This window comes from Vibrio sp. SBT000027, assembly GCF_963894355.1.
GTDB classification, from domain to species: domain Bacteria; phylum Pseudomonadota; class Gammaproteobacteria; order Enterobacterales; family Vibrionaceae; genus Vibrio; species Vibrio splendidus.
The window spans coordinates 1,024,881-1,045,940 of the sequence record NZ_CAWQGD010000004.1; the positions used below are offsets into that span (position 1 = coordinate 1,024,881).

Genomic DNA, 21,060 nt, shown 5'->3' on the forward strand with positions numbered 1-21,060 from the left:
CTCCTTCTGATGATAGAGTCGAGAGATTCGATAACGAGGATCAACAATGAGCCAGTTTTTTTATGTACACCCAGATAACCCACAAGCGCGCTTAATTACTCAAGCGGTTGCGATTATTCGCAATGGCGGCGTTGTGGTTTATCCAACAGATTCCGGTTATGCGCTGGGCTGTCAGCTTGAAAACAAACAAGCACTTGAACGCATCTGTAAAATTCGTCGAATCGATGATAAGCACAATTTCACGTTGTTATGCCGTGATCTTTCTGAATTGTCACTGTATGCACGAGTTGATAACGTTGCTTTCCGTTTACTTAAGGCGCACACGCCCGGTGCTTACACGTTTATCTTCAAAGCAACCAAAGAAGTGCCAAAGCGTTTGATGAACGCTAAGCGTAAAACGATTGGTATTCGTGTACCAGACAACAAGATTGCCCTAGACCTGTTGGAAGCAATGGGCGAGCCATTGATGTCGACGTCTCTGATTCTTCCGGGTAACGAGACAACTGAATCGGATCCAGAAGAAATTCGCGACAGCCTAGAGCATGCGGTTGATGTCATTTTGAATGGCGGCTACTTAGGTGAGCAACCGACTACGGTTATTGACTTCAGTGACGATGACGCCGTTGTTTTACGTCGTGGTGCCGGCGATCCAGCGCCGTTTGAATAATAGCGTTACTGATTAACAGTCTGTAACGAAACAGCAAACCTGCCAGAGTAAATAACAAGTGCTTTTTGGCAGGTTATTTGCGATAATACGCGACCGCGATTTGGTCGCGAAAAATTCATTCGACGTCTGTGAAGACGACAATTAGGTAGAAAAGAGTAAATGAGCGAAAAATTACAGAAGGTTTTAGCGCGAGCTGGTCACGGTTCTCGTCGTGAACTAGAAGGTTTAATTAAATCTGGTCGTGTAAGTGTTAACGGTCAAGTTGCGAAATTGGGTGAGCGTCTTGAAGACGAGAACTCAGTGATCCGTATCGATGGCCACACTATTACAGGCAAAGCCTCTGAAGAAGTGGTTTGTCGTGTACTTGCTTACTACAAACCTGAAGGTGAGCTTTGTACTCGTCATGATCCTGAAGGCCGCCGCACTGTTTTCGATCGTCTACCTAAGATCCGTGGTTCTCGTTGGATTTCAGTTGGCCGTCTTGATGCAAACACATCGGGTCTTTTGCTTTTCACTACTGATGGTGAACTTGCAAACCGCCTAATGCACCCAAGCCGTCAGGTTGAGCGTGAGTACCTAGTACGTGTGTTTGGTGAAGTGACTGAGCAAAAAGTTAAAAACGTGACTCGTGGCGTTCAACTTGAAGATGGTATGGCTCGTTTCGAAGACGTGGTTTACGCTGGCGGTGAAGGTATGAACCATACTTTCTACGTAGCGATTAACGAAGGTCGTAACCGTGAGGTTCGTCGTCTTTGGGAATCACAAGAAACAACAGTAAGCCGTCTGAAACGTGTACGTTACGGTGATATCTACCTTGATAAGAAACTGCCTCGTGGCGGTTGGAAAGAGCTAGATCTTCAAGAAGTAAACTACTTGCGTGAGCTTGTTGAACTTCAGCCAGAAAAAGAGACACTGTTGGATCTTGATCCTGCAAACACTTCTCGTAAGCGTGAGCGTTCTCGTAGTCAAAAAATTCGTCGTGCTGTTAAGCGTCACGAAGAGCGTGCAAATGCTCCTAAAGGCCGTAGCAACCAGACTAAGCGTAAGAAGCCTGCTACTCGCGGAACTACAACACCTGATTCAGGTCGTAGTGCTCCAGCGACCAATGGCAAGCCTCAGGCTACCAAAAAGCCTAAACTGAACAACGGACGCCCGGCTAAACCGGCTAAGCCAAGATCACGTAAGTAATTACACCAGTAGTTGCTACAGTTCTTAAGCTTAAAGCTTAATCCAACGTTTCGAATACTAAAAAACCTGCTAACTTAGCAGGTTTTTTTTCGTCTTGAATATGGCGCAGTTCAAATCATGTGGAAGTGCTTACCAAGTAGAAACGATTAACCAGGTAGAAGTGCTTCACTAGCTAGGGTGACTAGCTATGGACTACGATTGGTATTAGGTCACTTTCAAATGATTCGAGAAGTTGTCACCCTTCGCCATGCGGTCATACAAAATAACATTGACCGCGGCAGCAAGGTTCATGCAGCCATTAGTCGGAACATAGATAGTTTCACGACAGAAGTCCGTGATCTCTTTTTTTAAAGTCCCATCTTCAGGGCCGAAGATATAAAAAGCACGAGGTGGGTGCTTATAATCAGGCAGAGGCTTAGCGCCTTCTATCAAATCAACCGCGATTGGTACGCAGCCAACTGGAATAATGTCTTTCAGGTCTTCAACACCAATTAATGGTAGCTCAAGGTGCTTTTCTTTGGTGTCGGTATGAAACTGTCGAGCGTGGTCATAACGGGTGCCAGTATAAAATACAGAGTTTGCTCCGTAGCAACCAGCCGCTCGCATTACTGAGCCAACATTTTCGGGTGTTTTGGGGTTTACTAATCCAACACAGGCATAGCCTTTGGATAGTGTATCTGTCTTTGCTTTGGTCATAATTTTGTAGAGTTACAGTTTGGTAAAGTGATGAGGCTATGAAGTCGTAAGAAAATCAGCTCAGTACTCTGAGCTGATTTAAGAAGAGCCTAGTCGCGTTTCCACAAGATGTGACAGAACTTGTGTTCAGGGTCACGGCTGATCAGCAGACGAGCGAATACGTCATCTAAGACATCATCAGCTTCATTTACAAGACCAATGCGTACTTCAGCGTAGATCTCTTTGTCGACTTCAAAGCCAACATGTTCAACCCAATCGTCACCAGTTTCAACGAGCTCTGCAGCGCCACGATCTTCAAACTGAGCCGTGAATAGGATCACGTCTGCTGGTTCAAGGTTATCAGGAGCCATCTCTAGAAAGATGTCGTATGCAGTGTCAATTGCGTCGTCGTAAGACATTAGGTCGTTAGCTTCGGTCATAATAAATATCTTAGCTTGCGCGGTTCATGTATTTACGTTCAGCTGTGTTCACAACAACTTTGTCGCCAGTTGCAATGTACTCAGGAACTTGAACAGTAAGGCCAGTAGACAGACGAGCTGGCTTAGTACGAGCTGAAGCAGATGCACCTTTGATTGAAGGGTCTGTTTCTTCGATCACTAGCTCAACTGAAGTTGGTAGTTCAAGCGTTGCTGCAGTACCGTCGATAAGAATCGCGTACATGCCTTGAGTTTCTTCGTTGATGAACAGTAGTTCGTCTTCGATCATTTCACCGTTGAAGATGAACTGTGAGTAATCTTCGTTATCCATGAAAATGTACTCGTTGCCGTCAACGTAAGAGAACATCACTGCACGCTTAGTTACGTCGATAGTTTCAACGATTTCGTCAGCCTTGTGGCGAACTTCTGTTTTAACGCCAGTTGCTACATCGTGACCACGGAAGCGGTAAATCTTTTGACCGCCACGGCCACCTGGTGTTGTCACTTCGATATCTTTTACTAGTACTGTTTTGCCATCAACGTTGATCGCAAAACCTTTTTTAATCTCACTTGCTCTAGGCATTTTGTGTTTGTCCTTATTGGGTCTATCCGGTGATTATATCTCGTAGACGCTATAAATAGGAATAGCTTGAATCATAAAGTCACCTAAGCGATCATAGAGAGACAGTTAAATCATTATTTTATTTACCGAAACGACCTATGCAGCTACCTGTTATTGACCCAACACAGCCATTTCAACCTGAATTCCAACCTGTGGTTAACGATCTGATTACCTTTTTAAAAGGCGGGTTAGGATCCAATCTACACAGTGTCTATGTTTATGGCAGTGTGGCACGCAAACAAGCCGTCGTCGGTCGCTCGAATCTAGATGTGGTTGTGGTTACCCATCGTCCTTTCCCAGATCAACGAACCACGTTGCTGAATACTATCAAATGGCGTTTTCAAAAGAGCTTCCCACAGGTCACACAAGTGGCGATAAAAACCACCTTAGTGAGTGAAATAGTCGATTTCGACAACATATTCACGTGGGGCTTTATGCTCAAGCATTTAGCAGTGTGCGTGCATGGTGAAGACTTATCGGATTGTTATGGTGATTTTGAAACAAGTTGGGAAATCGCTAAGCACTGGAATATGGATGCGGAAAACTGGTTAGCGGTGTATCGCAATAAGATCGCCCGAGCAACAACGCCAGAACAACAAGTTGCAGCACAGGTGATCATTGCTAAAAAGCTACTGCGAGCGAGTTATTCTTTGGTGATGTATCGTGACAAATATTGGCTCGATGACCCAATAGAGTGTGGTCAACAGTTCTTGAAGTATCACCCAGAGAAAGACGTCGAAATCCAAAGGTTAGGTATTTTACTTTCTGGTAGACCGATTCCTAAACGTTCGGTGATAGGGATTCTTGATGGCTTTGGCGAGTGGCTGGTTAAGCAGTATCAGAAAACTGAGTTTCGAATCGGATAGGGCTTCGTAAGCTAACCGTTGATATGAAAAAGCAGAGCGAGTTAAGCACTCCTCTGCTTTTTTCGTTTTTATGTCTGGCTCGAGTATTAATAGATATCTCGAGTCTAATGTCGCCTCGAAAAGAGGATTCAATCTAGAACAGACCTAACTGTTGTCCGCTGACTCGTTCAAAATCTAAACCGATGAAGGGTAAGATAGCCTCTGCGACCGGTTTAATCTGCTTGTCGATGTAATGCTGATAATCGATACCATTCTTCAAGTACTCCTTTGGCTCAGGGCCACTCAGAGTAATCAAATATTCAATACGCCCTTTGTTTTGGTATTGCAGCGGGCGACCTAGCTTGGCATTTATCTCATCGGCCAGACGAGCTGCGCGAACCTGTGGCGGAATGTTTTTTTGATACTCGTGTAGTTTGCGGCGCAAACGCTTTTGGTACACCAGTAAATCATCGTGTTTACCAGCAGCGGTTTCATCGACAAACTGTCTGACATAGTCAGTTGGATCTTGGTCGTGAAACACCATCTCATACAGGGTTTGTTGGAATTGCTGAGCGAGAGGTGTCCAGTCGGTTCGCGCACTTTCAAGCCCTTTAAAGATGATCTTCTCTTGGTCGCCTTGATTGATCAAGCCTGCATAGCGTTTCTTCGAGCCGGTTTCTGAACCTCTAATGGTTGGCATTAGAAACTTGCGATAGTGAGTTTCGTATTCCAGTTCGAGTATTGAGGTTAGGTTGTAGGTTTCTTTTAAGTGATTCGTCCACCAATCGTTGATGTAAGCGGCCAGTGCGTTCCCGATCTCGTCTGCTTTTTGTTGATCGTAACTGCCGTTTAGCGATACGAAGGTTGAATCGGTATCTCCGTAAATTACTTGATAACCTTTATCCTCGATTAGAACCTTGGTTTGCTTCATGATCTCGTGCCCACGCATAGTGATCGACGAGGCCAAACGGGTATCGAAGAAGCGGCAGCCAGAAGAGCCAAGCACACCATAGAAGGAGTTCATGATGATCTTAATCGCTTGAGAGAACGCTTTTTCGTTGTTCTTCTTTGCAACGTCACGTGCTGCCCACAGGTTTTCGATCATCTCTGGTAGAAAATGCTTAGAGCGGTGGAACTGACCACCACGAAACCCAGCCACCGCTTGGTCTTCTTCAGAGCCTAACTCTAACTTTAGTCCTTCTATCAGCCCCATCGGATCAATCAAGAAAGATCGAATGATCGATGGATACAGGCTTTTAAAGTCGAGTACCAACACCGAGTCATAAAGGTTGGGAATCGAATCCATCACATAGCCACCGGGGCTAGCGATCCAGTTCTCGGGCTCTAAATTAGGCGCGACGTAACCCGCTCGGTGTATCTGAGGCATGTATAAGTTCGTAAAAGCAGCGACAGAGCCACCAACACGATCCAGCTCGACACCGGTTAATCGAGAGCGCTCAATCGCGAAGTCGAGTAGGTGAGTGTGTTCGAAGATGCGATTTACTAGCACGCAGTCTTGAAGGTTGTACTTGGCGAGCGAAGGCTTATCGAACTTAAACATCCGGTTTATCTCATCCATGCGGTCGTGAACGTTATGGATGTCTTTGCCTTCGCCGAGTAGCTCTTGAGATACAGATTCAAGAGACCAAGAGCGGAAGTGGTAGGTCGCTGTCTTGAGCATGTCGATGCCATCCAACACAACGCGGCCTGGAATCGTGATAAAGCCTTGCTGGTTTTGTGCAGAACTACGGAAAAAGCTTGGTTGATTGTCTCTACCGATGCTGAGCTTCACTTCGTTCCATTCTGAACGTTTGTGCAGTAGCCTAAAGTCGAAATCAATGACATTCCAACCGATGATGATGTCGGGATCAAATTCAGAAAACCATCTAATCATCGCCTCGATTAGAGCTTTTTCATTAGGAACCCATTGGACGTTTGTGTCAGCCTCTTGTGGTTCGCCGACCATGATGACTCGGCTGTCCATCGGGCTGTCTAAGCCAATGGAATAAAGTACGCCTTTTTCCGAGCATTCAATATCAAGCGAAACCACAGATAAACTGGGTAAGTAATCGCCCGCTCTGCATTTTGCATTGGAAACTCTAAGATGCTGACTTTTTTTCACGGCAGTCCCAGTGAACTCAATGCTGCCCTTGATAAAGCGTTCCATCAGATATCGATCGGCGAGTCGAATATCGCTTTCAAAGGTCTGAATTTCTTCGCTGTGAAAGGCTTGTGCTAAACCAAAGCTACTTCTCGCTAGTGATGTATAACATGCGGCGAGAGGGGTTTGATCGAATGTGGCGAGTTCTAGGGACTTGAATTGGCAATCAATCGACTCTTTCGCTGCGATTGCCTGACATTCTTCAACATCAGATTGAGCGACGAAAAATACAGGTTTTTCATTTTGAATCGTCAGCAGAGTTGGGCCTTGAGGGGAGCTTAACCACAAGTCAATTTGGGTACGCCCTGAAAAGTCTCTCGCTTGTCTTGTGAGTACAAAGCCTTGCTGAATATCCAATGTAGTAACCTATTGAAATGGGGAATCGAATACTACCATCTAGCGGCTCTCTGCGCACAACAGGCAACCAAAATACTAACTAAATTCTAGTTAACAGAGGCAAATAACGGGACTCCATAAGCAAATAAGTGAAATTGTCGCGAATGGCTATTCAATGGTATTGAAAATATCTTTATCTTGTGTAATTTTATTGGGTGTTGTTTTAACTGGTTGATTTTTAGAAAAAGCTTGTTGTTTTAGTTAGCTTATTTGTTAATAAGTACTTGCTAAAGTTCGTGTTTCAGCACATATTCAACAGAGCTTTTTTTTAGTAATTAAGTTAAGATGTACTCAATGCTGCGATCCACTGTTCCTTTGTTCAATTGTTTCAAACAGATGAAATGACACAGTGGTTGCAGAGCCAATTAATAGTGTGGAGATACAAGTTTGATAAATGTTTTCCTTGTAGATGATCACGAGCTGGTTCGCACAGGGATACGACGTATTATTGAAGACGTCCGTGGAATGAACGTAGCAGGGGAAGCTGAAAGCGGTGAAGATGCTGCAAAATGGTGTCGTAGTAATAATACTGACGTTATTTTGATGGATATGAATATGCCTGGTATTGGTGGCTTAGAAGCAACCAAGAAAATCTTGCGTTTCAACCCTGATGTTAAAATCATCGTTTTAACTGTTCATACGGAAAATCCGTTTCCAACTAAAGTGATGCAAGCTGGAGCTGCTGGTTACCTTACTAAAGGGGCAGGTCCGGATGAAATGGTAAATGCAATTCGAGTGGTTAATAGTGGCCAACGATACATTTCACCAGAAATTGCGCAGCAGATGGCTTTGAGCCAATTCTCGCCTGCGTCTGAAAATCCATTCGCAGACTTATCTGAGCGTGAACTTCAAATCATGATGATGATTACCAAAGGTCAGAAAGTGACGGATATTTCAGAACAACTCAATCTAAGTCCTAAAACAGTCAACAGTTACCGCTACCGTTTGTTCAGCAAATTGGATATCAGTGGCGATGTAGAGCTGACGCATTTAGCGATTAGACATGGAATGTTAGACACTGAGACCCTTTAACACTGAGATCGTATAGTGACCAACTTGTTTGACTCAGTGTCATTTCTCAAGACAGTAACAGAACAGCCCGGCGTTTATCGTATGTATAACGCCGAGGCTGTTGTTATTTACGTCGGTAAAGCTAAGAACCTCAAAAAACGCCTTTCCAGTTATTTCCGTAAAAAAGTCGACAGTGAAAAAACGCGCGCTTTAGTTAGCAATATCGACAAAATCGATGTCACTGTAACGCATACAGAAACAGAAGCTCTTATCCTTGAGCACAACTACATCAAGCAGTACCTACCGAAATACAACGTACTTCTGCGTGATGATAAGTCGTATCCCTATATTTTTATTAGCGGTCACAAACATCCTCGTTTGTCGATGCATCGTGGTGCTAAGAAGAAAAAGGGAGAGTACTTTGGTCCTTATCCTGATTCCGGCGCTGTGCGTGAGACGTTGCACCTAATACAGAAAATCTTTCCTGCTCGTCAGTGTGAAGATACGGTTTATGCCAACAGAACGCGCCCGTGTTTGATGTATCAGATTGGTCGTTGTGCTGCGCCTTGTGTTAGCTCAATTATCTCTGATGAAGAGTACAGCGAGCTTATCGACTACGTTCGTTTGTTCCTGCAGGGGAAAGACAAGCTAGTTCTTGAGACACTCATCGATAAAATGGACAAGGCAAGCCAAGAGCTTCGCTTTGAGCAAGCTGCTGCTTTCCGTGACCAGATCCAAGCGATTCGACGCGTGCAAGAGCAACAGTACGTATCTGACGACTCAATGGAAGATATGGACGTGTTAGGTTTTGCTCAAGAAAATGGCGTGGCTTGTATTCACATCTTGATGATTCGCCAAGGAAAGGTTTTAGGCAGTAGAAGCCATTTCCCGAAAATTCCAAACAATACGGTGCGAGAGGAAGTCTTTTCGAGCTTTTTAAGCCAATACTATCTTGCACATAATGAAGCGAGAACCATCCCAACTCGTCTCATCCTTAATGCTGATTTGATGGAAGATGTCACACCGATTCAAGAAGCCTTGTGTGAAGTTGCGGGTCGTAAGATCCACTTCAATACCAATCCTTCTGGCACTCGTGGTCGCTACCTTAAACTGTCTAACACCAATGCATTAACAGCCATTACCACCAAGATTAATCACAAGATGACGATCAATCAGCGCTTTAAGGAGCTTCAAGAAGTGCTGTCGATGGACGTTATCAAACGCATGGAATGTTTCGATATCAGTCACACCATGGGTGAAAGTACGATTGCATCTTGCGTGGTCTTCAATCAAGAAGGGCCAGTTAAACCGGAATACCGTCGTTACAACATCACAGGTATTACCGGTGGTGATGACTACGCTGCAATGGCTCAGGCGCTTGAGAGACGCTATTCAAAACAACTCGATGTCGACAAGATCCCAGACATCATTTTTATCGATGGCGGTAAAGGTCAGTTGAATCGTGCCCATGAGATCATTTCCAAATATTGGGGTGATTGGCCGTTTCGACCAAGAATGATGGGTATTGCGAAAGGGGTAACACGTAAACCCGGTTTGGAAACCTTGGTGACCCTTGAAGGTGAAGAGTTTAATTTACCAAGTGATGCGCCAGCACTGCACCTTATCCAACATATTCGTGATGAAAGCCATAATCATGCGATTGCAGGGCATAGAGCAAAACGTGGTAAAACGCGTAGAACCAGTGCGCTTGAAGGAATTGAAGGGGTAGGGCCTAAGCGCCGTCAATCTTTGCTGAAATATATGGGTGGCTTACAAGAACTTAAGCGTGCAACTGTCGAAGAAATAGCCAAAGTACCGGGCATTAGTCATTCTTTGGCAGAAAACATTTATCAAGCATTGAAACAATAGTAAAAATCCCGCACCATTAAAGCGCAATTAATAAGAGCCCAATAATATGCGTTTGAATATACCTAACATTTTGTCCTTACTGAGACTATTTTTGATCCCAGTATTCGTTGTTGTTTTTTACCTACCTTACCAATGGGCTCCTTTTGCTGCTGCAATGGTGTTTTGGGTAGCGGGTTTTACTGACTGGCTAGATGGCATGCTGGCTCGTAAACTCGGGCAAACGTCTCGCTTCGGTGCCTTTATTGACCCTGTGGCGGATAAAGTGCTGGTTGCTACGGCTCTTATCTTGATGACTGAGCATTACCATTCGATTTGGATAACGATTCCAGCGGTTACCATGATCGCTCGTGAAATTATTATTTCGGCGCTTCGTGAATGGATGGCTGAAATCGGTAAACGTGCAAGCGTTGCGGTATCTTGGGTTGGTAAAGTCAAAACCGTTTCTCAGATGTTCGCTCTTTGGGTACTGATCTGGCGATACGACGACTGGATGGTGTGGGTAGGTTACATTGCGCTCTATGTTGCAACCGTTCTTACATACTGGTCAATGGCGCAATACTTGATGGCTGCCAAAGACGATTTGTTAGACGAAAAACATCATTGATGAAGAAGCGAGCTGAGGCTCGCTTTTTTGATCTTTAACCTAAGGTTAAGTTATCAATAGTGGATATCTAATGTGATATAGATCGCCTTTGAATGGCCTGTCCACAAAGTCCTTTGCACACAAAGTCAGCTATTTAGCCTGTTTCGTATGAAATCTATTCAAACGAATTAAAAATACAAAAATAATATTGACTCAATCCTCTGAATCCGTAGAATGCATCCCGTACCCAAGAGGATGGCAATAAGCGATTCGATTGGAGCTACTAAGGCGCCTTGGCAGAGTGGCTATGCAGCGGATTGCAAATCCGTGGACCTCGGTTCGACTCCGGGAGGCGCCTCCATTATCTCTTTTTCTTAGTTAATGAGAAGAGGTAAGAGTAATGAAAATGCGATACTAGCTCAGTTGGTAGAGCGCAACCTTGCCAAGGTTGAGGTCATCGGTTCGAACCCGATGTATCGCTCCAAAATTTGTAATGTTGATTGGCGTCAGCATTAAGATGGTGTTTTACTTTTCAGTAATCGGCATCGCAATAAAGAATTGCGTGCCCTGGTGGTGGAATTGGTAGACACAAGGGATTTAAAATCCCTCGGCGTTCGCGCTGTGCCGGTTCAAGTCCGGCCCGGGGCACCATCTATTAAAGTCTACGTCTTAACGGATGTAGCAAATGCGATACTAGCTCAGTTGGTAGAGCGCAACCTTGCCAAGGTTGAGGTCATCGGTTCGAACCCGATGTATCGCTCCAAATTAAAAAGCCCGAACAGAAATGTTCGGGCTTTTTGGTTTCTGCCGTTCTGATTTTTATGCGTTATTCCTCTTTCTGTTTGAACACACACTCAAACTTCTTTTCTATCTAAAAATGTCGCTATCAATTTCGTTTATATTACTTAGCTTTTAAAAGCGAGATTCCCTATGAACTCGTTCCTCGTGCTAGGGAATGACGTTTGTACTCAAATGACCTCTGAGGCTTGACTCATCTTATTACTTTGTTAGCTTTTAAGGCTCGTTAACTGCGAGACTCCCTATGAACTCGCTCTTCGTACTAGGGAGTGATGAAAGGATGCTATGGTCTCAAAGCCATCACTAACACCGCCCGTATACCCACGTCGTCATCCTCGGGCATGAGGAACGAATGAACCGAGGATCTCCTTACCTAAAAAATAAGTTGACGATATTTTCGGCAATTTTTGAATCACGGCTGCTATTTACTAAGCTATTATTGAAAACTATTGATCGTTCATTTCACTTTATGTTACTTTCCCGCGCAATCTCGGAATGGCGATGCTCAAAAAGAGCCGTGATTGCTTCTGGGGGATACGCGTAGTGACCATTCTTGCTGATTGGGACATTACGTAGGGTAGGTATCGGCTAATCCTTTAGCTGATAGACGGGATACTTATGGCGCAATTCGCCATGCTAATGGGAAACCCAACATTGAACACACTAATAACAACATTGCTAATCAGCTCTGCATTTCCAAAAGGGTCAGTTCTTCATAGCTGTCCGATACTGCACAAATGTCCAATTCTTCAAAACAGTAGCATTACTGAACCTTGAGCTCACGCTAACTAATTTTTGCTGTCCTAAGACGGCCTAATTTCGTATTCGTCATTTGACTTATGCGAGCGTACAGCTATATCTCATTTCTAGACAATACGCGTGTTTCACTATGAGTTCTCTCTAAATCAATAGAGAGACGGTGTGCAATTGCGTCTGATGGAGGTGAGTATGAACACATTCAAGGGGACTTTTATGACTACCGCCTTTGAAGTCGATATTAATACTATCGCAAATTCATTTTCAACTATGGTTCCTATCGTAGAGGGAACTTACGACCTAACACCCGACGCTATTTTGCTCGAGCAAGAGCAGCATGAATCGGATGTTCGTTCATACCCAAGACGCCTACCGATTGCTATTAAAAGAGCATGTGGTGTTTTAGTTGAAGATACACGTGGCCAACTCTTTCTCGATTGCTTAGCCGGTGCCGGTACACTTTCTTTGGGTTACAACCACCCTGAAATCAACCAAGCACTTAAAGACCAACTCGATTCAGGTTTGCCATACCAGACTCTTGATATTACGACTCAAGCAAAAGAGACGTTTATCAAGCGAGTTAAAGCTTTTCTCCCTCAAGACTTTTCAACGAACTCGGTTCTTCAATTCTGTGGCCCGTCTGGCGCTGATGCTGTGGAAGCCGCGATCAAGCTAGCCAAGCAAACAACAGGTCGTAACACCATGTTTGCTTTCCGTGGTGCTTACCATGGCATGACGAACGGCACCATGGGCATGATGGGTAACCTTGGCACTAAAGAGCGTCGTAGCGGCTTGATGTCTGACGTACATTTCATGCCTTTCCCATACAACCTTCGCTGCCCGTTTGGCATTGGTGGTGAAGCAGGTGCCAACGCGAGTATTCGTTACATCGAACGTATGTTGAATGACGACGAATCTGGCATCATGAAACCGGCTGCAATGATCGTTGAGCCTGTACAAGGTGAGGGCGGCGTGATTCCAGCTCCGGCATCTTGGCTACAAGGCCTACGTCGCATCTGTGATGAGCATGGCATCCTACTGATCTTTGATGAAATTCAGTGTGGTGTGGGTAAAACGGGTCATCGATTTGCGTTTGAAGAATCAGGCGTTAACCCTGATATCTTGTGCTTGTCTAAAGCGATTGGTGGCGGACTGCCTATGTCGCTGCTTGTATTCGATAAGAGCATCGATACTTGGAAAGCGGGTGAGCATACCGGTACATTCCGTGGAAACCAGTTGGCAATGGTATCTGGCGCTAAGGCGTTGGAAATCATCGAGCGAGATGGCTTAGTTGAGCACGCAAGCATTGCAGGCCAATATTTACGTCACGGGCTTGAGAAGATTCAATCTCGCGTGAACTGTATTGCTGAAGTTCGTGGTAAAGGCTTAATGCTTGGCGCTGAGATCAAGCAACCAAATGGTGAGCTTAACAAGTTTGGCGAACCACAATCAGACGGCGAATTAACCCTAGCGATTCAACGAGCAGCATTAGAGCGCGGCTTGATGGTTGAAAAGGGTGGTCGTGATGGTTCGGTTATTCGTTTCCTTCCACCAATGATTATCTCTTTCGAACAAATCGACTTTGCATTGCGAGTGATGGAAGAAGCCATCATCGCAGCGGGTGGTGCTTTAAAACAAGACCAAACACAAAGCGAACAATCAAATCAAGAATGGAACAAGCATTTCATCCAGACGGGTTTAGGCGGTAGCAACGAATTTGCTAACGTGATGAACCAAACTACTCAAGCGATGAAAGCGGTTTTTGAACAGGTTGAAGCCCCTTACTCAGGTTTAGACCCTAAAGTGCTAGAAGCAGCCATCAAAGCTGTCGATCTCGATAACAACCAGCACGCTCTGGTTGATGTTGTAGATAGCACTGCAGACCTTGTCGCTGCAAACTCCATCTTCGTGCAGCACCCAGACTGTATTGCACACCTTCACACTCCTCCTCTTATGGCTTCTGTTGCTGCGGAATCCATTATCGCGGCGTTGAATCAATCAATGGATTCATGGGACCAAGCATCTGCAGCGACTTATGTTGAACAACGAGTCGTGGATTGGATGTGTGAGAAATACCAACTTGGCGATCAAGCTGATGGTGTTTTTACAAGCGGCGGCACGCAAAGTAACCTAATGGGTTTATTGCTAGCGAGAGACTGGGTTGCCGATAAGCACGATGGCCACTCGATTCAAAAGCTTGGTTTGCCAGAGTACGCGAGCAAATTACGTATTTTGTGTTCAAAAAAATCTCACTTCACGGTTCAAAAATCGGCCTCTTTAATGGGTTTAGGCGAAGCTGCAGTGTGTTGTGTTGATACCAATGCAAACGGCACCATCAAAGCTGATTTGCTAGACGCAGAAGTGAAAGCGCTTAAAGCACAAGGTCTGATTCCTTTTGCTGTGGTTGGCACTGCGGGTACAACCGATCACGGTGCTATTGATGACCTTGATGCGATTGCAGAAATCGCAAGCCAGCAAGATCTTTGGTTCCATGTCGACAGTGCATACGGTGGCGCACTTATTTTAAGTAGCCATAAAGCTCGTCTAAAAGGCATCGAGAAAGCGGACTCTGTGAGCGTTGATTTCCACAAGTTGTTCTTCCAAACAATCAGTTGTGGTGCTGTGCTTCTGAAAGATAAAGCAAACTTTAAGTACCTACTGCATCACGCAGACTACTTAAATCGTGAACACGATGAGCTGCCGAATCTAGTCGATAAGTCTATCGCTACCACCAAGCGTTTCGATGCACTGAAAGTCTTCATGACGATGCAAAGCGTTGGGCCAAAGCAACTGGGTGATATGTACGATCATCTCCTAGAGCAGACGCTTGAGGTTGCCGACCTGATTCAGAAGCATGATGATTTTGAACTTCTTGCTGAGCCGTCACTGTCGACTGTGCTGTTCCGTTCGGTGCCTAGCAATGGGCAATCAGCAAACAGCGCTATGGATTTGGACAAACTGAATCAAACGTTAAGGCTGGAAGCGCTGACTCGTGGTGTTGCCGTGCTTGGCGAAACGGTCGTTGATGGTAAAAGTGCGCTGAAATTCACTATCTTGAATCCGTGCTTAACGACATCAGATTTCAAATCTCTAATTAACAAAATTCAAACTTTAGCTATTGAGCTAGCAGAACAACAAGGGTAATTAAAACTATGGCTATTCTACAAATTGGTGCAGGCGGCGTTGGTTGGGTTGTTGCACACAAAGCAGCACAAAATAACGAAGTACTGGGTGATATCACAATCGCTTCTCGCACAATCGCGAAGTGTGAAAAAATCATCGAATCTATCAAGGGCAAAAACAACCTTAAAGATTCAACTAAGAAACTAGAAGCACGTTCAGTAGACGCTGACGATGTTGATGCGCTTGTTGCTTTGATTAAAGAAGTTAAGCCGGATCTAGTGATCAACGCTGGTCCTCCTTGGGTAAACATGGCGATCATGGAAGCGTGTTACCAATCTAAAGTATCTTACTTAGATACATCGGTAGCGGTTGACCTATGTTCTGAAGGCCAACAAGTACCACAAGCTTACGATTGGCAGTGGGGCTACCGTGAGAAGTTCGCTGAAGCGGGCATCACAGGTATTCTTGGTGCTGGTTTCGATCCAGGTGTGGTATCAATCTTTGCTGCGTACGCGGTTAAGCACTTGTTCGATGAGATTGACTCAATTGACGTAATGGACGTGAATGCTGGCGACCACGGTAAGAAGTTTGCGACAAACTTTGACCCAGAAACCAACATGCTTGAGATCCAAGGCGATTCTTTCTACTGGGAAAATGAAGAGTGGAAACAAGTACCTTGCCACTCTCGTATGCTTGAGTTTGAATTCCCGAACTGTGGTTCTCACAAAGTTTACTCAATGGCGCACGATGAAGTTCGTTCAATGAAAGAGTTCATCCCAGCTAAGCGTATCGAATTTTGGATGGGCTTTGGTGATGCATACCTGAACTACTTCAACTGCATGCGTGATATCGGTCTTCTTAGCCCAGATCCGCTAACACTGCACGATGGCACTGTGGTTCAGCCTCTGCATGTTCTTAAAGCACTACTACCAGATCCAACATCTCTAGCTCCGGGTTACACAGGTTTAACGTGTATCGGTACTTGGGTTCAAGGTAAGAAAGACGGTAAAGAGCGCAGCGTATTCATCTACAATAACGCAGATCACGAAGTGGCTTACGAAGACGTAGAGCACCAAGCGATCTCTTACACTACAGGTGTTCCAGCAATTACCGCTGCACTTCAGTTCTTCCGTGGCGAATGGGCTGATAAAGGCGTGTTCAACATGGAACAGCTAAACCCAGACCCGTTCCTAGCAACTATGCCTGAAATCGGTCTAGATTGGCACGTTCAAGAGCTAGAGCCTACAGCCGGTCTACCTCTAATCCATACTTTGAAGTAATTTCTGGCTCTTTGCCCTTGTCGCGTTGTCCATCGTGCTCATTTACGTTCGTAAACTCCGCGCGATGTCCTAGCGACAAGGTCAAAGCTCTGCGAATTCCATTCAAAGTCATATGATTGACGAGAACGTATAATTACAAGCCGATGCTGTTGCGTCGGCTTTGTTCGATTATCATGTGCCTTCGTGAACTCGAGGGCCGCAAGGTATTAACATGCAAAACAACGAACTAAAAACGCCTTATTTCATGATCAACGAAGAGAAGTTGATTGCGAATTTAGAGATAGCTAAACAGCTGAAAGAGATTTCAGGTGTGAAGCTGGTATTGGCACTCAAGTGTTTCTCGACATGGGGTGTGTTTGACATCATCAAACCTTACCTCGATGGCACGACAAGCTCTGGTCCATACGAAGTGAAGCTTGGTCACGAAACCTTTGGTGGTGAAACGCACGCTTACAGTGTCGGTTACAGCGAAGATGACGTGAGAGAAGTTGCCGATATCTGCGACAAGATGATCTTCAACTCGCAAAGCCAATTCGCAGCGTACCGTCATATTGTTGAAGGCAAAGCGTCGCTGGGTTTACGTCTGAATCCGGGTGTAAGCTACGCAGGGCAAGACTTGGCAAACCCTGCGCGTCAATTCTCGCGTTTGGGTGTGCAAGCTGACCACATCAAACCAGAAATCTTCGATGAGATTAATGGTGTAATGTTCCACATGAACTGTGAGAACAAAGACGTTGATGCGTTTATCGGCCTACTTGATTCAATCTCAGAACAGTTTGGTGAGCATTTAGATAAATTGGACTGGGTGAGCATGGGCGGTGGTGTGTTCTTCACATGGCCGGGCTATGACATTGAAAAGCTTGGTCTTGCGCTAAAAGCCTTCTCTGAAAAGCACGGCGTGCAGATGTACCTTGAGCCGGGTGAAGCCATCATCACTAAAACAACTGACTTGGTTGTGACAGTGGTTGATATCGTAGAGAACGTGAAGAAAACCGCTATTGTGGATTCAGCTACCGAGGCACACCGCCTTGATACGCTTATCTATAATGAACCAGCATCGGTATTAGAAGCGTCTGAAAATGGTAGTCATGACTATGTGATTGGCTCATGTTCATGCTTGGCTGGCGACCAGTTCTGCGAAGCGAGTTTTGATGAGCCGCTGAAAATTGGTCAAAAGCTGCATCTGCTAGACAGTGCTGGTTACACTATGGTGAAACTGAACTGGTTCAACGGCCTTAAAATGCCTTCAATCTACTGCGAGCGCAGCAATGGCGACGTTCAAAAGCTTAATGAGTTTGGCTATGAAGACTTTAAACGTTCTCTGTCACAGTGGTCAGTTAAGTAACTGAGTCATAAGCTTCAGAACAATAAAAAGAGCAGCCGGTGAGCTGCTCTTTTTGTTTTTAGATAACTGTTACCAGAGAAAAGAGTAAGGATAGAAGTGAAGTGCTATCCGTTAGCTCTCAATCATCACTCGAGTATCTTCGCTGAGTGTTTCTAGTTCATTCACTACGTCATCAATCAAAACTTCGATTGGTAGCTTAACGGCAATCTTGGAAGTAAATAAGCTTGAGCTAACACCACCGCCGCCAGCGATGAAAACTCGGTGGCAATCCATATCAAGAATGCTGATCCCTTGTCTGTCCAATACATGTGTCACTTCGTTGACGATACCCGCTCTGTCGTTAGAGTCGAGTCTTAGGTGATGGATTGTGTCTTGAGCATTGTGCGTATGATCTGAATCGACAAACTGTACGATGAGATCTGGATTGGCGCTGAAAGCTTCTTTGACAATCGATTCGTTGATGGCTGGAAGTTGAACCTTAAGTACGCCTGCGACTTGGTCTTCAATAAAATTCACTTTACTGATGAGCCATTTGCCGTCGTTTTCGTGAGTAACCGCAGCAAGTTGTTTGATTGTTGCTGGTGATGCTTTTCCGATAAAGTTTACGATAAATGTACTGTTCATATCAGCCCCCAAAAGTTTCAATGATTCGTTGCTAATTAAATGTTTGATATCACGCGATAAAGTTCTTTAATTTCAGTGTAGAAGTTTACATCGAACAATGTTTGACCTATGTCAATTTTTGAAACTAAGCTGTGATGTAAAAAAAGAGAATGAAGAGTAGGGCACAAAAAAAGCGGCTAGAGAGCCGCTTTTTAGAAGAGTTGTCGCTTTTATTAGGAATGCAGTAACTTGAATTTCATAGACTGAAAGACGATTTAGAACGTTACTTTAAAGTTCATACCAACAAATTGAGAATCGTATCGTGCGCCAGCATCGTAGGCGAATCGAGCGGCGTCTTGGTTATCCCACCAAGGGTTAGTATTCAGATTAACTTCTGCGTCACCACCCCATGCATCACTTACCCAGTAGTGGATATGGCCAACAGGGTTAAGGAAGAATAACGAAACATCACCCATGGTTTGAGAGCCCATCACTTCGCCACCGGAAGCAATGATATCTTGCTCGGTTTCTAGCATTATTTCACCCACAACCGCACCGAAGAAAGGTGTGATGAAGAGATCTTGCCATGACGGTACTTCAGCAAACGCTTCTACGCCATATTCCCAGAAGAAGGTCGACATTGTCCAAGAGTATAAGAAAGACTCAAACTCGTCGTAACCAGCATGTCGCGCTGCGGTGTAGTAAACACCACCGAAATAAGGGTGCATCACGTAGTTTAGGAAGTGTTCGTCACGGTCCCATACTGGGCCTTCGGAAACGTTATCTTTCCATTTTTTACCCAGTGCGCTGATATCACGTTGGTCATCATCCCACTTAGTGATACTTTCAGGTAAAAGAGTCATTAGACCAACGGTTGCGACACTTAGGCCAAGAATTGTGTAGGTTTGACCCATTAAGTAATCCCAATCTTTGCCATCGCTGACAGTAAGGTAGATTGGTTGCTTATCGATAGTTAGATCGTACTGATCACTTGATTCGCTTAGTGCATAGTTCTTGCTAGGCTTGTAGGTGTACAAGCTTTCATTAACACAGTAATCTTGAGCACATTCATCCGAGTAAGAAAGGTTGATTGGCTGGTCGAAGTCGTATTGGCTTGCAACCGAGTTAACTGACATTAGCATTGAAAATGCAGCAGTAACCTTCGTTAGTAACGGTGATTTGGCCACAAGGGTCTCCATGAGAAGTTAAGAATTGATCAGAGTCACAATTATCTATTAAATGCCTGATTTAGGGAACTAATAATTTATTGCTTTTCCTAAGAAAACCTTAGATTTAACATTATTAATATTTGTGAAAAGATGAAATGTCTCAAACTCAACCATAGACCAGTTTGTAAATAATGCAGTGTCTTTTTATGACTACAAAGGATAGAAATATGACGAAAATCGCAATGTTAAGCACTGGTGAAGAAGTTCTTCATGGGGACATTGTAGACACAAACGCAGCTTGGATGTCTGCTGAGTTTTATCAGCACGGTTTTGCCCTAGCGAAACGTTCGACTGTGGGTGACCAAATGAATGCTCTAGTTGAAGAACTGCTGATGCTGAGTTTTAACTATGATGTGGTTATCGTTAATGGTGGTTTAGGACCGACAACTGATGATATGAGTGCTGCTGCTGCTGCGGCGGCTTCAGAGCAGAAACTCGTCATGTTCCCTGAATGGCTAACTCGTATGGAAGAGATGTTTTCTGGACGTGGCATGCCGATGCCGGACAGCAACCTTAAACAAGCTTTGTTGCCAGCGAGTTCAGAGATTGTCGATAACCCTGTGGGCACGGCTTGCGGCTTCAAACTGAAAATCAACGATGCGACTTTCTATTTCACTCCGGGTGTCCCTAGTGAATTCAAACGCATGGTCACGTTTGAGATCATTCCTGATCTGTCACGTACCTATCCTCAAGTGGTTGCCTCTGAATGCAGTCGATTGTTTACGTTTGGTTTGTCTGAGTCGGGTATCTCTGATGTTTTGGACCAATTAAAGCTGCCTGAAGGTTATGAGTTGGGTTACCGTTCTTATCTGCCGTTCATTGAGGTCAAACTGTTTGGTCCTAAGGCAGACTTAGAAACTCGCGTTAAGTTGCTGCAAATGGTTTACAAGCTGCTAGAAAGTAATGTCGTCAGTGTTGATGAGCCTATGGTTGATCATATTGGCCACATCATGGCTGAGAAAAAGAAGACGTTATCTGTCTCTGAAGTGTCGACCAAAGGCGCATTGTCAGCGTGGCTGCAATTGAATGAGCAGGTTGAAGATTGCTTCGGGCATTCGTGGGTGATGGCTGAGCCAAAAGAGAGTGAACTTGAGAAGAGCGATCCATTAGCGGCAACCTTTGCTCTGGCTGGCGCAACAAGAGAGAAGTGCGGTACTGAGCTAGCTTTGGTGACTGGCAAGTTAGAAGGCAACACATTCAGCGTTGCATTGTCGACCGAAGCGGGAGAGTGGGGCCAGGTGCTTGAATTTTATCGTCAATACTCACGCGAAGACCAACGTAACGTGATTAAGACCGTTGCTGCCGATATGCTGAGAAGGCATTTAGACAACAAACCGATGTTTGGCACTTATTCTTCGGTTAAGCGATTGAAAGACATGTTTATTCCAGCGGCTATTATTAAATAAGTATTTAGGTGAGCTAACCAAGTCTGTACTAAAAACGCTAGAAAAAATGAAATAAAAAGGCCCAAC

16 protein-coding genes and 4 tRNA genes are annotated in these 21,060 nt (G+C 44.7%); 14 read left to right on the forward strand and 6 right to left on the reverse strand.

The features are described 5' to 3' along the window. Positions 1–46: 46 nt before the first annotated feature. Together AACU28_RS14490 and rluB are read left to right on the forward strand one after the other, a co-directional pair. Complete coding sequence (locus AACU28_RS14490; RefSeq protein WP_009848751.1) at positions 47–667, forward strand: L-threonylcarbamoyladenylate synthase; 621 nt, start codon at positions 47–49, stop codon at positions 665–667. A 159-nt stretch (positions 668–826) separates the two neighbouring features. Further along, the gene (rluB, locus tag AACU28_RS14495; RefSeq protein ID WP_004729784.1) at positions 827–1,855 is read left to right on the forward strand and encodes a 23S rRNA pseudouridine(2605) synthase RluB; all 1,029 of its coding nucleotides are present in this window, start codon (positions 827–829) and stop codon (positions 1,853–1,855) included. A gap of 204 nt (positions 1,856–2,059) precedes the next feature. Here the strand turns inward: rluB and AACU28_RS14500 are convergent, their stop codons facing one another. From AACU28_RS14500 to efpL, 3 genes are all read right to left on the reverse strand, one after another. Continuing rightward, positions 2,060–2,551 carry an RNA methyltransferase gene (locus AACU28_RS14500; protein ID WP_004729783.1) on the reverse strand — a complete coding sequence of 164 codons (492 nt, stop codon included), beginning with the start codon at positions 2,549–2,551 and terminating at the stop codon, positions 2,060–2,062. Between the two features lie 89 nt (positions 2,552–2,640). After that, positions 2,641–2,970, reverse strand: coding sequence for an HI1450 family dsDNA-mimic protein (locus tag AACU28_RS14505; protein WP_004729782.1), 330 nt, complete (start codon positions 2,968–2,970; stop codon positions 2,641–2,643). A 10-nt stretch (positions 2,971–2,980) separates the two neighbouring features. Next, a complete protein-coding gene (gene efpL / locus AACU28_RS14510; protein WP_004729781.1) occupies positions 2,981–3,550 on the reverse strand; it encodes an elongation factor P-like protein EfpL in 570 nt (189 codons plus the stop codon). A 137-nt stretch (positions 3,551–3,687) separates the two neighbouring features. Here efpL and AACU28_RS14515 point away from each other — a divergent pair, with 137 nt between their 5' ends. Beyond that, positions 3,688–4,455, forward strand: a complete 768-nt coding sequence (locus AACU28_RS14515; RefSeq protein WP_121603111.1) for a nucleotidyltransferase domain-containing protein — start codon at positions 3,688–3,690, stop codon at positions 4,453–4,455. Between the two features lie 133 nt (positions 4,456–4,588). On the opposite strand, the gene AACU28_RS14520 is transcribed toward AACU28_RS14515, so the two are convergent. Further along, the gene (locus AACU28_RS14520) at positions 4,589–6,952 is read right to left on the reverse strand and encodes a DNA polymerase II (protein WP_121603112.1); all 2,364 of its coding nucleotides are present in this window, start codon (positions 6,950–6,952) and stop codon (positions 4,589–4,591) included. Between the two features lie 426 nt (positions 6,953–7,378). On the opposite strand from AACU28_RS14520, the gene uvrY reads away from it, so the two are divergent. From uvrY to nspC, 10 genes are all read left to right on the forward strand, one after another. After that, positions 7,379–8,023: a UvrY/SirA/GacA family response regulator transcription factor gene (gene uvrY, locus AACU28_RS14525; protein WP_017078219.1), complete on the forward strand. Its 645-nt coding sequence runs from the start codon at positions 7,379–7,381 to the stop codon at positions 8,021–8,023. 15 nt (positions 8,024–8,038) lie between these two features. Next, on the forward strand, positions 8,039–9,871 hold the full coding sequence (uvrC, locus tag AACU28_RS14530) for an excinuclease ABC subunit UvrC (protein WP_121603113.1): 1,833 nt from the start codon (positions 8,039–8,041) through the stop codon (positions 9,869–9,871). 46 nt (positions 9,872–9,917) lie between these two features. Then, positions 9,918–10,475 carry a CDP-diacylglycerol--glycerol-3-phosphate 3-phosphatidyltransferase gene (pgsA, locus tag AACU28_RS14535; protein WP_017078221.1) on the forward strand — a complete coding sequence of 186 codons (558 nt, stop codon included), beginning with the start codon at positions 9,918–9,920 and terminating at the stop codon, positions 10,473–10,475. A gap of 266 nt (positions 10,476–10,741) precedes the next feature. Next, positions 10,742–10,815, forward strand: a tRNA-Cys gene (locus AACU28_RS14540). Positions 10,816–10,862: 47 nt separating this feature from the next. Beyond that, positions 10,863–10,938, forward strand: a tRNA-Gly gene (locus AACU28_RS14545). A gap of 80 nt (positions 10,939–11,018) precedes the next feature. Continuing rightward, positions 11,019–11,105 (forward strand) — tRNA-Leu (locus AACU28_RS14550). A gap of 36 nt (positions 11,106–11,141) precedes the next feature. Further along, a tRNA-Gly gene (locus AACU28_RS14555) sits at positions 11,142–11,217 on the forward strand. A 983-nt stretch (positions 11,218–12,200) separates the two neighbouring features. Next, a complete protein-coding gene (locus tag AACU28_RS14560; RefSeq protein ID WP_183091194.1) occupies positions 12,201–15,152 on the forward strand; it encodes a pyridoxal phosphate-dependent class III aminotransferase in 2,952 nt (983 codons plus the stop codon). A gap of 8 nt (positions 15,153–15,160) precedes the next feature. Beyond that, positions 15,161–16,411, forward strand: coding sequence for a carboxynorspermidine synthase (locus AACU28_RS14565; RefSeq protein WP_004733354.1), 1,251 nt, complete (start codon positions 15,161–15,163; stop codon positions 16,409–16,411). 211 nt (positions 16,412–16,622) lie between these two features. Beyond that, positions 16,623–17,756, forward strand: coding sequence for a carboxynorspermidine decarboxylase (gene nspC / locus AACU28_RS14570; protein ID WP_017085714.1), 1,134 nt, complete (start codon positions 16,623–16,625; stop codon positions 17,754–17,756). Between the two features lie 111 nt (positions 17,757–17,867). Here nspC and AACU28_RS14575 read toward each other — a convergent pair whose 3' ends face one another. Next, entirely contained in the window at positions 17,868–18,380 is a 513-nt protein-coding gene (locus tag AACU28_RS14575) for a glycine cleavage system protein R (RefSeq protein WP_004733356.1), read from the reverse strand. 254 nt (positions 18,381–18,634) lie between these two features. Next, positions 18,635–19,546 carry a DUF3943 domain-containing protein gene (locus AACU28_RS14580; protein ID WP_004733357.1) on the reverse strand — a complete coding sequence of 304 codons (912 nt, stop codon included), beginning with the start codon at positions 19,544–19,546 and terminating at the stop codon, positions 18,635–18,637. A gap of 209 nt (positions 19,547–19,755) precedes the next feature. Here AACU28_RS14580 and AACU28_RS14585 point away from each other — a divergent pair, with 209 nt between their 5' ends. Next, positions 19,756–20,994, forward strand: a complete 1,239-nt coding sequence (locus AACU28_RS14585) for a CinA family nicotinamide mononucleotide deamidase-related protein (RefSeq protein ID WP_004733358.1) — start codon at positions 19,756–19,758, stop codon at positions 20,992–20,994. The last annotated feature ends 66 nt before the right edge of the window (positions 20,995–21,060 follow it).

Excerpts from the sequence above, each read along its gene's own strand:
- AACU28_RS14490 (WP_009848751.1), top strand. The coding sequence starts at position 47 with ATGAGCCAGTTTTTTTATGTACACCCAGATAACCCACAAGCGCGCTTA.
- rluB (WP_004729784.1), top strand. The coding sequence starts at position 827 with ATGAGCGAAAAATTACAGAAGGTTTTAGCGCGAGCTGGTCACGGTTCT.
- AACU28_RS14500 (WP_004729783.1), bottom strand. The coding sequence starts at position 2,551 with ATGACCAAAGCAAAGACAGATACACTATCCAAAGGCTATGCCTGTGTT.
- AACU28_RS14505 (WP_004729782.1), bottom strand. The coding sequence starts at position 2,970 with ATGACCGAAGCTAACGACCTAATGTCTTACGACGACGCAATTGACACT.
- efpL (WP_004729781.1), bottom strand. The coding sequence starts at position 3,550 with ATGCCTAGAGCAAGTGAGATTAAAAAAGGTTTTGCGATCAACGTTGAT.
- AACU28_RS14515 (WP_121603111.1), top strand. The coding sequence starts at position 3,688 with ATGCAGCTACCTGTTATTGACCCAACACAGCCATTTCAACCTGAATTC.
- pgsA (WP_017078221.1), top strand. The coding sequence starts at position 9,918 with ATGCGTTTGAATATACCTAACATTTTGTCCTTACTGAGACTATTTTTG.
- AACU28_RS14560 (WP_183091194.1), top strand. The coding sequence starts at position 12,201 with ATGAACACATTCAAGGGGACTTTTATGACTACCGCCTTTGAAGTCGAT.
- AACU28_RS14565 (WP_004733354.1), top strand. The coding sequence starts at position 15,161 with ATGGCTATTCTACAAATTGGTGCAGGCGGCGTTGGTTGGGTTGTTGCA.
- nspC (WP_017085714.1), top strand. The coding sequence starts at position 16,623 with ATGCAAAACAACGAACTAAAAACGCCTTATTTCATGATCAACGAAGAG.
- AACU28_RS14575 (WP_004733356.1), bottom strand. The coding sequence starts at position 18,380 with ATGAACAGTACATTTATCGTAAACTTTATCGGAAAAGCATCACCAGCA.
- AACU28_RS14585 (WP_004733358.1), top strand. The coding sequence starts at position 19,756 with ATGACGAAAATCGCAATGTTAAGCACTGGTGAAGAAGTTCTTCATGGG.